General features: G+C 45.8%; 13 protein-coding genes. 4 read left to right on the forward strand and 9 right to left on the reverse strand.

The genetic code is table 11. The annotated features are described in order from the left end of the window. The first annotated feature begins 102 nt into the window (after nt 1–102). Entirely contained in the window at nt 103–396 is a 294-nt protein-coding gene (locus RIM23_RS04460; protein WP_446364813.1) for a DUF433 domain-containing protein, read from the forward strand. Beyond that, nucleotides 393–737: a DUF5615 family PIN-like protein gene (locus RIM23_RS04465; protein ID WP_446364815.1), complete on the forward strand. Its 345-nt coding sequence runs from the start codon at nt 393–395 to the stop codon at nt 735–737. Before RIM23_RS04460 ends, RIM23_RS04465 begins: the two co-directional genes overlap by 4 nt. Before the next feature lie 279 nt (nt 738–1,016). Here RIM23_RS04465 and RIM23_RS04470 read toward each other — a convergent pair whose 3' ends face one another. The 8 genes from RIM23_RS04470 to kaiC form a co-directional block, all read right to left on the reverse strand. Beyond that, entirely contained in the window at nt 1,017–1,370 is a 354-nt protein-coding gene (locus tag RIM23_RS04470) for a phenylpyruvate tautomerase MIF-related protein (RefSeq protein ID WP_446364817.1), read from the reverse strand. A 52-nt stretch (nt 1,371–1,422) separates the two neighbouring features. After that, complete coding sequence (locus RIM23_RS04475) at nt 1,423–1,905, reverse strand: flavin reductase family protein (protein ID WP_446364819.1); 483 nt, start codon at nt 1,903–1,905, stop codon at nt 1,423–1,425. Nucleotides 1,906–2,155: 250 nt separating this feature from the next. Further along, entirely contained in the window at nt 2,156–2,548 is a 393-nt protein-coding gene (locus RIM23_RS04480; protein ID WP_446364821.1) for a zf-TFIIB domain-containing protein, read from the reverse strand. A gap of 248 nt (nt 2,549–2,796) precedes the next feature. Beyond that, the gene (gene cobM, locus RIM23_RS04485; RefSeq protein ID WP_446364833.1) at nt 2,797–3,651 is read right to left on the reverse strand and encodes a precorrin-4 C(11)-methyltransferase; all 855 of its coding nucleotides are present in this window, start codon (nt 3,649–3,651) and stop codon (nt 2,797–2,799) included. A gap of 1,151 nt (nt 3,652–4,802) precedes the next feature. After that, nucleotides 4,803–5,681, reverse strand: a complete 879-nt coding sequence (gene lgt / locus RIM23_RS04490; RefSeq protein WP_446364835.1) for a prolipoprotein diacylglyceryl transferase — start codon at nt 5,679–5,681, stop codon at nt 4,803–4,805. A gap of 564 nt (nt 5,682–6,245) precedes the next feature. Further along, nucleotides 6,246–6,740 carry a DUF427 domain-containing protein gene (locus RIM23_RS04495; RefSeq protein ID WP_446357477.1) on the reverse strand — a complete coding sequence of 165 codons (495 nt, stop codon included), beginning with the start codon at nt 6,738–6,740 and terminating at the stop codon, nt 6,246–6,248. Between the two features lie 173 nt (nt 6,741–6,913). Further along, entirely contained in the window at nt 6,914–7,264 is a 351-nt protein-coding gene (locus RIM23_RS04500) for a circadian clock KaiB family protein (RefSeq protein ID WP_446364823.1), read from the reverse strand. A gap of 129 nt (nt 7,265–7,393) precedes the next feature. After that, on the reverse strand, nt 7,394–9,088 hold the full coding sequence (gene kaiC / locus RIM23_RS04505) for a circadian clock protein KaiC (protein WP_446364825.1): 1,695 nt from the start codon (nt 9,086–9,088) through the stop codon (nt 7,394–7,396). 322 nt (nt 9,089–9,410) lie between these two features. On the opposite strand from kaiC, the gene rlmN reads away from it, so the two are divergent. Continuing rightward, nucleotides 9,411–10,490, forward strand: coding sequence for a 23S rRNA (adenine(2503)-C(2))-methyltransferase RlmN (gene rlmN / locus RIM23_RS04510; RefSeq protein WP_446364827.1), 1,080 nt, complete (start codon nt 9,411–9,413; stop codon nt 10,488–10,490). A 65-nt stretch (nt 10,491–10,555) separates the two neighbouring features. On the opposite strand, the gene RIM23_RS04515 is transcribed toward rlmN, so the two are convergent. Then, nucleotides 10,556–10,999 carry a SufE family protein gene (locus RIM23_RS04515; protein ID WP_446364829.1) on the reverse strand — a complete coding sequence of 148 codons (444 nt, stop codon included), beginning with the start codon at nt 10,997–10,999 and terminating at the stop codon, nt 10,556–10,558. Between the two features lie 61 nt (nt 11,000–11,060). Here RIM23_RS04515 and RIM23_RS04520 point away from each other — a divergent pair, with 61 nt between their 5' ends. Further along, the gene (locus RIM23_RS04520; RefSeq protein ID WP_446364831.1) at nt 11,061–13,559 is read left to right on the forward strand and encodes a putative PEP-binding protein; all 2,499 of its coding nucleotides are present in this window, start codon (nt 11,061–11,063) and stop codon (nt 13,557–13,559) included. Nucleotides 13,560–13,908 lie beyond the last annotated feature (349 nt).

Raw genomic sequence — 13,908 nt, forward strand, 5'->3', positions numbered from 1 at the left:
CCCCTGCTCCCCCTGCTCCCCCTGCTCCCTTCACCCACAACTTATTCAGCAAGCCCTAGTTAGGATGGTAATAAAAATGAGCTATCTCCTAGGGTTTGATTAATGACGACTACATCAGTTTCCAGATATGTCACTCGTAATCCAGACATTTTAAGCGGTGAACCGATTATCATCGGGACGCGCATATCGGTGCGAGTCATTGTCGGCTTATGGCGATTGGGGACTCCTCCTGAAGAAATTCCGGCTCAGTATCCCCAGCTTACCCTGGCTCAAGTCTTTGATGCCCTGAGCTTCTATTTAGATAACCAGACTGAAATCAATGAGTATATTGAGCGAAATCGAATCCCAGACGATCTGATTCATCCCGCAGTTCGCAAAGCCTTAGTAGCGGAATGAAAATCTTTGCGTCACTCTACACAGATGAGGATATTGCTAATTTGGTTGCCACTCTTCTCAGAGCTAGAGGTTTGGATGTCCTAACAACTCTTGATGCTGGGATGGCGGGTTGCTCTGATCAGCAACAATTGGCTTATGCTGCTGCACAAGAGCGATGTCTATTGACTCACAATCGAGTGGATTATGAAAGATTGCACCTGAGCTACATCGAAATCGGACAACAGCATTCAGGCATCATTGTCACACCTCAAAATAATGCTTATGAGATTGCTAAACGAGTCGGTATAATTCTGAATACTCTGACAGCCGATGAGGTTTTTAACCAGCTTTTGTATGTGTAACAATTACCAGAAATTTTGCACAGATGAAGCTGGATAGCCAATAGGATTAGATGCTGACCTTGATTAGGGTTAGTTTTGCGTGCCAATAGGGCACGGTAGAGATCCCCCCAAACCCCCCTTAAAAAGGGGGGCTTACTTTGGGTTCATGTCAACGAGAGTAGGTTGGGTTGATGTCCTGTCCCCAACAAGCACGGGTTAGCTTGGATATTATCTGCTATCCTGACATGCTCCCGCTTGTTCTGAAAACAGCAAAGGCTCAATCAGGATAAAACCAATTCCTCAACCAAAGGTTGTACCGTTCCACCCCCACATACTACCCTTGGCATCAGCGAACTCAATATAAATTCGCTTAATCGGGACACCCAGCTTTTCACTAATCACCTGGCAAAAGTCTTGACTCATTGCCTGGGTTTGGGCTGGACTCATCGTGCCAATACTTTTGACTTCTATGTAGCAGGTTGGTTCAATAGTACCGCCAAAAGTCATGGATACACCCTCTTCAAATGCCGTCATCACATAAGATTCAGGCTTGCCTACATGCTGGGCTAGCTTAGCGGAAAGGATTTTCAGCAACCCTTCCACTAGGGTAGGTTCTAAATTCGTGACAGATGATTGAACTTTAATCAGAGGCATTATGTTTAGTATTGCAACTTCATCAAAACCATTTGGGATATGGGGTCAGTCTCTAGCCACCATATTGCCAACCGGTGCTTTCGAGTGAAAGCGGTTCTCCTTCCCGGTGGACACCTGCGGCAATCACTTCACCCACATAAATACTGTGATCCCCCTTTTCCACCGCATCGATTACTTTACATTCGATGTAACCGAGGGAGTCAGAAATAATCGGACAGCCGGTGGCTTCTCCTTCATAAAATTCCACATCCTCGAACTTATTCCCAACCCGGCTTTGGGGTTTAAAGAATTTCGCCGCCATGTTTTTTTGTCCACTGTCTAGGAAGCTGATGCTGAACACCCCACTTTTTTTCAGCATTTCGTGAGATCCCGTCTCTTTCTTAATACAATTGACCACCAGTGGCGGTTCAAAGGAAGACTGCATCAGCCAACTTACGGTGAAACCGTTTAAGTTATCACCCTCTTTGACGCCGCAGATATATAGACCATGGGGAATCTTACGCAGCATCGTTTTTTTCGCTTGTTCGTCTAGCAAGGCATCCTCTCCCTAAATTGCACAGATCTGGCATTCAGTGTACCAAGAGTCAGGGATTTTGGGTGCGGGGGAGAGTTTTGACCCTTCACTTTGTTCGACCGAACATGGTTTGTAGGGGCGGGTTTTACTACTATTGTTTCTTTTTGACCCCGATGTGACTAAACCCGCCCTGACCGAGTGTTAAATTAACTTCCCCAGCTTTCAGACGCGCCATGGTGCGTCTCTACATTACCCTCCCACAATGGATAAGCTAATGAGGACGCCAGGTTTGGCGAACTCGACCTAGAATCCCTTTGTGTGAGAAATTCTGCTTAAACTTCTTAAATTCACCCGCATCTAACCAGACGCCGTGACACTGGGGGCATTTTTCGTACCAGATACTATACCGGTCAATATCAATCATGCGAAACATCGTCGCGCCACAGCGAGGACAGTCCACATCGTCATCCACTTGATCAAATTGATGTCCCATTTCTGGATTTCCAATGTCCAAACTCTCGGAGTCTTTAATCCGCTTGAGTTTTTCAGCTTCCAGAGAATCAAACCAAATCCCTTTGCAGTTACAGCAGCGATCGACTTCTATGCCACCATGGGTGATAGACTCTAAGCTTTCACCACATTTAGGACAGACGGTTGGCTTCATAGTTGACTGGGGAACAGAGAAAAGGCAATACAATCACTATACTCGCAGGGTTAATGATAGGAATTTTAACGCCATCGTTAGCCTGTTGGGTTTCGCTTACGCTCTACCCAACCTACCAACCTATTGAGGCGGGTTTAGTCAAGTTAGGGGTGTCTCCCTCTGCTTCCCCAGCTCCCCCAGCTCCCCCAGCTTCCCCAGCTCCCCCAGCTTCCCTATCTCCCCCAGCTTCCCTATCTCCCCCAGCTTCCCTATCTCCCCTCGCGGCGAAAGAGGTGGGAGTGCTCCGGGTGATAGAGGCGGGAACGTGTCCCTGTCTTTGTATCTGGGCTAGATATTGTCTCTGGTAAAGACCAAGGTGTTCTCAAGGCGGGACTGATAATATAAAGTGTTGTCCGAATTAGATTTTCCTGGTGAGTCAGTGCTGCCATTTGTTCTAGAGGGACAAGCCAGATTTTTTCATCCGACCAACCAATGCGGAAACAGATAGCAACCGGGGTATTGGCTGGATAATGCTTGAGGAGTTTGCCTTGGGCGGCTTCTACATGACGAGCGCTTAGATAAAGACAGAGGCTGGCTTGATGCGCGGCTAGGGATGCTAATTCTTCCGGCTCGGGTACGGCTGATGCTCGACCACTAATGCGCGTCAGGATAATGGTTTGTACCACGTCCGGTACTGTGAGTTCAACCCCTAGTTTAGCCGCAGCCGCTTGGTAAGCACTAATCCCAGGAATCACTTCAAAGGGAATTTCCGCCTCGGTAAGGGCTTGCATTTGCTCGTGAATGGCGCTGTATAGACTCAGATCACCCGAATGCAGACGAACGACTGATTTTTGCGATCGCACTCGTTCGATCATCAGGGGTAAGATGTCTTCTAGGATTTTATTCCCAGTTCGGATAATTTCTGCATCAGGACGGGTTTCCTGCAAAATTTGTGATGGCACTAAGGAGTCGGCAAATAAAATAACATCTGCTTTTTGCAGAATTTTCACCGCTTTAACGGTTAATAACTCCGGATCTCCAGGACCTGCACCAATGATGTAGACGGCTGGGGCTAGGGAAGGGAGAGGGTTTTGAAGTTGAGTAGAGTCAGAGGTTTGATACATATAAATTTCCGGAGCAAGTTCATGGGGATAGGAAGAAAGAAATGGTAGATGCACCCTGATTCAGTCCTAGAGATTTTTTCTCTGGGACTTTTGTTTTTTTAGGCAATCTTTCCGGAGCAAGTTCATGGAGATAGGAAATAAGAAATGGTAGATGCACCCTGGTTCAGTCCTAGAGATTTTTTCTCTGGGACTTTTATTTTTATACAACCTTTCCGGACTAGGTTCATGAGGATAGGAAATAAGAAGTGGTAGATGCACCCTGATTCAGTCCTAGAGATTTTTTCTCTGGGACTTTTGTTTTTTTTAGGCAACCTTTCCGGACTAGGTTCATGGGGATAGGAAATAAGAAATGGTAGATGCACCCTGGTTCAGTCCTAGAGATTTTTTCTCTGGGGCTTTTGTTTTTTTTAGGCAACCTTTCCGGAGCAAGTTCATGGAGATAGGAAATAAGAAATGGTAGATGCACCCTGGTTCAGTCCTAGAGATTTTTTCTCTGGGGCTTTTGTTTTTTTTAGGCAATTAGTCCGGATTGGGTTCATGGGGATAGGAAGAAAGAAATGGTAGATGCACCCTGGTTCAGTCCTAGAGATTTTTTCTCTGGGGCTTTTGTTTTTTTAGGCAACCTTTCCGGAGCAAGTTCATGGGGATAGGAAATAAGAAGTGGTAGATGCACCCTGGTTCAGTCCTAGAGATTTTTTCTCTGGGGCTTTTATTTTTTTTAATGGATTAGTCCGGATTTGGTTCATTAGGATAGGAAGAAAGAAATGGTAGATGCACCCTGGTTCAGTCCTAGAGATTTTTTCTCTGGGGCTTTTGTTTTTTTTAGGCAATTAGTCCGGATTTGGTTCATTAGGATAGGAAGAAAGAAATGGTAGATGCACCCTGGTTCAGTCCTAGAGATTTTTTCTCTGGGACTTTTATTATGTGTCATTGGTCATTTGTAAAATTATAAAGTTTAAACTCAAATCTTACACCATCCTCTAAAAAATTTTTTAATAGATTTTGCGTTTTTTCCGCTCCCTCTGCTCCCAGACGTGCCATGGCACGTCTCTACAACCCCAGCTTCCCCAGCTTCCCCAGCTCCCCCTGCTCCCCCTGCTCCCCCTGCTCCCCCTGCTTTTAGCGTTAAGTTGACACCAATGACCCCTGTGTTACTCAGAAACTGTATCCCATTGCTGATTTTCCGGTGGTACAACATCGGGTAGAGGACGACGGAACCAATAGAGCCATGCTAAACCTGCCAATCCTAAGAGAATTGACACTAAACTGACTATTTGGGCAATGCGTAAAGGTCCCACCATGAGGCTATCCGTTCGCAATCCTTCAATCCAAATGCGACCTGCACTATAACCCACCAGATAGATGAGCGCCAATGTTCCCACTTTCAGGTGTGGTTTCCGTTTCAAATCCCGAAAGAACAAGGTGATCATTATCACAAAAATCAATACATTCCACAACGACTCATAAAGAAACGTGGGATGGAAGTACTGATAATTCATGTACCCTGGAGGGCGCTGTTGGGGAGGAATATAAAGTTTCCACGGCAAATTTGTGGGACTACCAAAGGCTTCTGAATTAAAGAAATTTCCCCAACGTCCAATAGCTTGCCCCAAAATCAGCGAAGGAACAACCAAATCGGCTAATAACCAAACCGATAGTTTCTGAACACGGGCAAAAATGATCGTGGCGACAAGTCCCCCCAAAATGGCACCGTGAATCGCGATACCGCCTTTCCAAATTGCAATAATATCTTCCGGGCGTTGGGCGTATTGTTCCCACTCAAACAAGACATAGTACAGTCTGGCACAGGGAATTGCCGCAATCACTAGCCAGATTGCCAAATCAGCGATCGCGTTTGGGTCAACATTACGACGTTTGGCTAAATATTGGGACAAACTGACTCCAATTAATACGGCTGAAGCAATTAATAAACCGTACCACCGGATAGTCAGTGGTCCTAGCTTCACCAGAATCGGTCCTGGAGAGGCAAATTGAAACCCCAGGATCAGGGAAGGTATGGCTTGCAGCATTTGGGTATAGCGGAGAGTGAAGTGAAGTACCCCAACTTGCTTCGCTGAAGTTGGAGCTTCCAACTTCTAAAAACAATGACGGTCTTATTCGTCTTCGGAGTTTCCCGCTTCATCCGTCGATGCCTCTCCAAACCCATGTTTGGTTTGGTCTTACTCAACGTCCACAGGCAGCCGCCCGCCTTCCGCAGGCAGTGATATTTTGTTAGTCCGCTTGGTTGCGAGCGGTTTGTGGTTAGAATGCTAACCGGATAATGCCTATTGGCATCTTGCGCTATTCTTTTGGAGGACGCTATAAAAGCGAACGGTGGTCGAGTTCATTAACGCGCTTTTGACTACATCTCTATCACACCTAGCCCGACTATCTTCAGCCCATGCCAAAGAAGGTAGACCTAAGTGGGTTACTGTTATTATAACACTAAAAAATTGCATCTAGCTAGGTAATTTGGAAATCTACGTTCCTCCGATTTCCCGCTGTCCATCCTCACCCTACTCTGTTGAGGGTGAGGACTTCCGCGACTACGTTAAAAATAGTCAATGTATTCGCGTGAGTTTCCAGGCTCAACTCTACCATCCCATTGTTCCGGCTCCACCTTTGAATGGTCCGACAATATCTTTGGTGATCCATCCCCCGTAGAAGTCCCCCGGCTGGGATTGAACTAACTCATCATCGACATAGCAGGCGTCCATTTTACTGGCATAAAAGCTAAAATGGTCTTTGATTGAGGAAAACTCTGGGGTTGGTTCAGGATAATACCAGCCAGCATTAGCAGCCCGCTTGTCACCCACCACAACGTCGGCGTATCCAGCCATTCCCTTCCATTCACAAAAACTTTTACGCTCTGTCTTAGGAAGGTGTTCTAGCTTGATGTCTTCCGGTGGGATGTAATAGCTGGGAGGATGGCTCGTTTCCAATACCCGTTTTGCCCGTCGGGTGTCTGCGATCGCAATCCCGTTAAAGATTACCCGAATATGCTTTGTTGTCTCCTCTAGGCGTGGAGGACGTGGGTAATCCCAGACAGATTCTTGACCAGGTTCTGGAGTAATACGATTGGGTTTCACGGTTTAGCTGTGTTCTCTAATCAGACGGTTGATTCGATTCTGTTGGCTTATGTGTTGCTAATGTTACCAGTTTTTCGGGAAATTTTCTAATCAATACTCAATCTTATCAAGTTTGGGCAGTTCCATACTCTGGCAAGTAATCGACCAATGGCGTTGACCAATATTTCCATCACTCAAAGACTTAAACAACTCCTAACTTTTTCGATGTCTGTCATATCTCCAATTAATCGCTGTAAAGGAGGAGGCAGTTCTTTAATCAGAGTTGGCACAGCAAAAATCTGCTCTTTCTCTAAACGTTCGGGATTTTCATGGATGTCAATTACTTCCAGTTCATAACGTCCTTTCAAGTATTTTTCACAGATGATTTTTATATTTTTAACGGCTTGGATGGATTTAAAATTATTACGAGCAATATACAAACGTAACACATAAGTTTCTAGCTCCAGATTTGCCAGCGCCTCGAAACTTGATTGAGAGTTGTCAATAAACTCCAGCGGATTCTCGTTTTTTTCAAAATTATTCATTACGCTTTGTTTTCACTCCCGATAATACCAATCTAGTCATTGTACCGTGACTTCCTCAAAAGCTCGCTACAATACGCTCCATTTTTTTATTCCGGATTACGTATTACGTATATTCATTCATTCCTATTCTCAAGTCTCTCTCGAATCAGAATGACGTAGCTGCGCCCGTATTTGGCGATCCTGTATCAGTGTATTCTCCCGCAACTTCTCTTGCTGAATCATTTGTTCGATTTCTTCTTTTTGAGTTTCAAATTCAGCTTGCAAGGCTTGAATCTGAACTTCCATAATCTGGCGTTTGCGTTCGATTTCATGCTGCTTACGTTCAATGGCTTGTCGGCGAATCAATGCTTCTGCCTTTTCTTTCGCTTCTTGTATGGTGCGTGCGGTTCCCGCCATGACACCACCGACTCCCAGATACACATCAACCAATTGCACTCCCGTATCTGTCAAACGGAATTCACGGACTTGATGAGAATGTTTCATCCCACGAGATTTCAGGACATAAAGTAAGCGATTGCGTTCGCCGCCACTTTCTTCATCCCGCAACAACAACCACGTATCCATTAACGAGGAAATGCCCAGATCTGTCTGTTCCTGGGGATTGCCGCCTAAATTAAGATGGGTTAAAACTGTGGTAATTTGGTGCGTTTTAAAGAAATCAATCAGACGCATCATAAATGATTTCACTTGCATAGAGTTGCCGATATCCGTCAGATTCGATATGGGATCGATGATGACAACGGTGGGTTTAAAATCATTGACAAAGTGATGAATTTTGACTAAATGCGTCTCTAACCCATAAAAGGTGGGACGCATCGCTTTAATCTTTAATAAACCCTTATGTACAGATGGCTCCAAATCAATGCCAATTGATCGCATATTGCGGATAATCTGACTAGCCGATTCCTCGAAGGCAAAGTAGAGACATCGTTCTTTTCGCAAGCAAGTTGCCTCAGCGAAATGGGCGCAAAGCGAACTTTTTCCTGTTCCCGCTGTACCGGAAATTAAAATACTGCTCCCACGAAAATATCCTTCACCTCCCAGCATGGTATCTAAGCGATCAACACCGGTGGATATCCGCTCATTGGATACCTGGTAATCTAGCCCCACAGAGGTAAGGGGTAATACAGAAATCCCCTCTTCTTCAATTAAAAAGGGATATTCATTTGTACCGTGTCTGGAACCGCGATATTTGACAACATGTAACCGTCGTGTTGCCAGTTCATTGATAATCCGTTGATTGAGGAAGATGACACAATCAGAAACGTATTCTTCTAAACTTTGACGGGTGAGGGTATTTTGACCACTTTCACCCGTAATAATCGCCGTCACTCCTTTTTCCTTAAGCCAAAGAAACAGTCGCCGCAATTCAGAACGCACGATCGCATTATTTTGCAATCCGGCAAACAAAGCCTCTAAACTGTCTAAGGCAACTCGCTTGGCGTTAATTGAGTCAATGGCATAGCCGAGACGAATAAATAAGGCTTCGAGATCATATTCACCTGTTTCCTGAATCTGAGTGCGATCAATATGCACATACTGAATCGCTAGCTTCTTTTGATCGGCTAATGCTGGTAAATCCCAACCGAGGGAGGCGACATTCTCCGTCAGTTCCTCTGGCGACTCTTCAAAGGACATGAAAACACCCGGTTCCTCGTACTCCATGGCGCCGCGGACTAGAAATTCCATTGCCATGAGTGTTTTACCACAGCCTGCTTGACCGCAAACTAATGTGGGACGCCCTTGAGGTAATCCGCCATTGGTAATTTCATCAAGTCCCTGGATGCCAGTTGGACATTTGATCAGTTTGGCTTTTTTTGTCATTCGTCTTATGTCATTCGTCTTATGTCATAATCAAGGGAGTGAGAAGCAAGTTACGTCTTATGTAAGGGTTTAAGGAAGATTTACTTAATATAGTAGGATTTATTTTCACCAACCTAAATTAGAGAGAATTTGGCTATCTTTTGATTAGAGCAATAATTGAGTTAATTTATTCTTTATTAATTTTATCCCGACGGTTCCCCACTCCAACTCCTACTGAGGCGGTAGAATCAGATCTAAACCCGACTGATTCACTCTCATTTCTATTCCCGCTAATGTTCTTGACAAAATAAACAATCTGTGAAACCAAAGAATCATCAGACTTATGGCTTATCCCGTCACCCCGTCCCCCCATTCTCCCGTCTCCCCAGAAAATAGTCAGCAAGATGTAACCAATACACCCCTATTAGGGGCAAGTTTCGCCGAGTTAACCCAGTGGGTACAACAGCAAGGACAACCCGCCTATCGGGGGCGCCAGCTTCATAACTGGATTTATCAAAAAGGGGCGCGATCGCTAAGTGAGATTTCGGTCTTTTCCAAGTCATGGCGAGAGGCTGTAGTTGATGTCCCCATTGGTCGCTCTACTTTACATTATCGCTCTCAGGCTCCCGATCGCACGGTTAAATATTTGCTGCGGTTGGCAGATGGCAATATTATCGAAACAGTGGGGATTCCCACCGCTAATCGGTTAACGGTTTGTGTCTCCTCCCAAGTCGGTTGTCCCATGGCGTGTGACTTTTGTGCGACGGGAAAAGGCGGATTTACCCGGAATCTCCAACGTCATGAGATTGTTGATCAAGTTTTGACGGTTCAGGAAGATTTTGGGCAACGGGTGAGTAATGTTGTATTTATGGGTATGGGAGAACCCTTACTCAATTTAGAGGCGGTTCTCGCTGCGGTGCAATCCCTCAATCAGGATATTGGTATCGGCATGCGATCGCTAACTATCTCCACCGTAGGCATTCGCGATCGCATCCGTCAACTGGCACAGCATAAACTGCAACTGACATTTGCCGTCAGTCTCCACGCTTCTAATCAGCAACTGCGCGAACAACTGATTCCCAGTGCTAAACACTATCCTTTAGCCGATTTACTACAGGAATGTCGGGATTATGTCAAGATAACCGGACGCCGAGTCACCTTTGAATATATCCTATTGGCAGGACTCAATGACCAGCCCGAACATGGAATAGAATTAGCTCAACACCTACGCGGGTTTCAGAGTCACGTTAATTTGATTCCCTACAATCCCATCAGCGAAGTGAATTATCAGCGTCCTAGTCCCCGCCGGATTCAAGCCTTTGTTGATACCTTAGAACAGCATAACATTGCCGTCAGCGTGCGTCGTCCTCGCGGTTTAGAAAAAGACGCCGCCTGTGGACAATTAAGGGCTTCGACGGTTTGACTCTCCCCTCTGGGTGAGTGTAAGTACCTGGACATAAATTAATTTTTTTAACTGAGTTAAGAGTTTCAACTAGGATTCGTCGCCAGTTTAAATCCCAGGGCTTTTTTCCTCATCGTCTGGAAAATATTATAAAAGCCATTAGCACGAGAGGGGGTTAAGCTGACATTTAACCCCGTTTCTTGGATAAACTCTGGGGAAACGTTGATAATTTCATCTGGGGGAAGTCCATTCAACCCTTCAATCAACAGCGCGACTAGCCCTTTGACTAACTGGGCATCTGAATCCCCTTGATACCATACCTTTCCATCTTCTAGGTTGGCACTGATGTAAACCTGAGAGACGCAGCCTTGTACTTTATTTTCCGGCGTTTTGTCCGCTTCTGGCATATCCTGAAGCTTCTTGGCATACAACAGAAGCTGTTCATACCGTTGTTTAGGATTCGTCCGTCGCTTAAATCGCTGCACAATTTTGGCGAGGGAATCGGGTAAAGGGGTTGAGGTTGATGACATACCCAGCATTCGGTGACCTACTGTTCACATTTATCCTAACAAGACTTATGTGATTATACTCATGCAACACATACAACAGACAAGCCATGGCACTCTGGAACACTCACAACTCGGTCAGGGCGGGTTTAGTCCAGTTTCCGTTATTCTAGATGACTTAACCGCGAGTGGTATTCCAAAGCAAATTGTGGACAATCTCTACTGGCTGGATCAGATTCAACCATCACAACGTTCCCTTGTGGGAGAGAAAGCCTTCGGCTTGAGTCAACTGTGGCAACAAGGTTATCCGGTTATTCCTGGTTTTGTCATCCCAGCGATCGCGTTTTGGCACCTCATAGCAGACTTAAGTCAATCTGAACCGTTGTTAGCCGATTTACCTCAATCCTCGTTATACGTGAATGTTGATAATCCCCGTCAGTTGCAACAGGTTGCCCAACATATTCGCCAAGTGATTACCTCTGCCACTGTACCAGAAGCTTGGCGATCGCAGATTCTGGATGGGGTTGAAACTCTAGACGCCCAAGCCCTGATTTTACAGCCATCTGTGTCATTTCCCGATGTGCGATCGCACCTTCAGATGTCCACCCATCAGGTTAACTGCGAGGATTGGGTAGAGTCTGCGCCAATTCCAGAACTTTTGGCATCTCATTATTGCCGCAAACACCCGGATGCTCTGATCCATACCTTAAAGCAAGTGTGGGCAGAACTGTTTCGAGCCAAAAGCCTATTTTACTGCCAACGTGTTGGGATTGGACTCGATCAGATTAATTTAGCGGTTCTGGTACAACCGATCTATGAAACGGTTGCTTCTGGTGTCCTCCAGGCGCAATCCGATATCTGGCAAATCCAAGCCGCCTCCGGACTGGGTATGGCGATTACTCAGGGCAAAGTATTACCAGATACTTATCAAATCGCGATTCCTACCCATCACGTTCTGCTCGCGTTACGGGGAAATAAAACCCTGGCTTATTATCTTAACCCCAAACCGACAGGACATGCCGTGCAAGCTTATCCCCTCACTCAAGGAGAACAGCAGCAGTTTGTTTTGGACGATAACGCTTGGCAACAGATTATGGCGTTATCCGGAAAACTGCAAACGCAATTCAATCCCCCCTTTTCTTTTGACTGGACTCTTTGTAAAATTCCAAACACTCCAGAATCTCAACTGTACGTGACTCAATTTCGCCCTCAGTCTGCTTCTTCCTCTCAACCCTTCCTATCCCAACCTCAGCCACTGCGAGGGTTACCGGCGGCGTCTGGACAAGTAACAGCCGTGGCACAAGTGATGGTTGGGGAGGAGTCAGATTGGCAGGCTATCCCCCCGGATCGGATTTTAGTGACTCAAACGATTGCTCCTGATTGGTTACCGATGTTAAAAAAAGCCGCCGGTGTGGTAACAGAACAGGGGGGAATGACGAGTCATGGGGCAATTGTGGCTAGGGAATTGGGGATTCCGGCGGTGGTTAGTGTTCCTGGGATTACCCAATTGGTAAAAACTGGGGAGGTACTGTTGGTGGATGGCGATCGCGGCGAAATTCAACGTTTAGCTAGGGATGCTACAGAACAGGTAGAAGCAGCTGATGTCACGTCTCAGCAGCGGAAAACTCTTGCTGATGCCCCATCACAGAGGGAGTATAACCGATTTCCTATTGCTACTCAATTGTTGGTGAATCTTAGCCAAACTCAATCTCTGGAACGAATTCGGGATTTACCGATTGATGGGATTGGCTTATTGCGATCGGAATTGATGATTTTGGAGGTGTTGGATAATCAACCCCCCCAGGAATGGTTGCGACAGGGGCGCAAACAGGAGTTAGTTTCCCGCCTTGCTCAATTGATCAGGGAGTTTGCGGCGGCGTTGATGCCACGACCTGTATTTTACCGCTCTTTGGATTGGGGTGAAGCGGAATTGATCCATGGGGATAAGTCGGATATGACGGGTTCGACGTTACCAGTGGTGAATGGGATGTTGGGGCGACGGGGGACTTATCGCTATTTACATGATCCGACGAGTTTTGATTTGGAACTGGCGGCGTTACACCAGCTTTATGCTCAAGGGTATAGTAATGTTCAGCTCATCTTGCCTTTTGTGCGAACAGTTGAAGAGTTTGCCTTTTGTCGCCGTCGGGTGGAACAAGCGGGATTAATGGATAATCCTCAGTTTCAACTTTGGATTATGGCAGAAGTTCCATCGGTACTGTTTTTACTGCCGGATTATGTTAAGTCTGGTGTGCAGGGAATCTCGATTGGTACGAATGATCTGACACAATTGTTATTAGCCGCCGATCGCAATTTGGGGGAGTTGGGTTCGAGTTTAGATGGACGTCATCCCGCTGTCATGGGAGCGATTAAGCAATTGATTGATATGGCAAATGTGGCGGGTATTCCTTGTTCAATATGTGGTCAAGCCCCAGCCCAGTATCCGGAATTAGTTACATCTTTGGTGGAATGGGGGATTAAGTCTATTTCTGTGGATGTGAATGATGTCGAATCTACCTATCACGCGATCGCTCGCGCAGAACAACGGTTACTTTTAGCCGCTGCACGGCGCTCTTTCAAATAACTACGGGCTTGATAGACGCAACTGCCCAGCCTGACACAACATTATATCTGAAAACAATGGAGTCATCCCTTGACTTTTTCTATCGTTTTAGTTATCCTTATACAATGGGAAAATGTGCGCTCCTATAGACCCCTTGAGGAAAGCCAAGAAACTGAAAGCGTGATCGCAAATTAGACAGTATTCAACAAATAGAATTAACCAGATAAGGAGAAAGATGCCCTAGGGCAGTAATTGAGCTGGGCTTGACTGTTGCGGTTATTTATAGTAATTTAAGAGAATGGGAAAATGTGCGCTCCTATAGACCCCTTGAGGAAAGCCAAGAAACTGAAAGCGCGATCGCAAATTAGAC

Source organism: Coleofasciculus sp. G3-WIS-01, assembly GCF_040223135.1.
In the GTDB taxonomy this organism is placed as follows: Bacteria; Cyanobacteriota; Cyanobacteriia; order Cyanobacteriales; family Coleofasciculaceae; genus Coleofasciculus.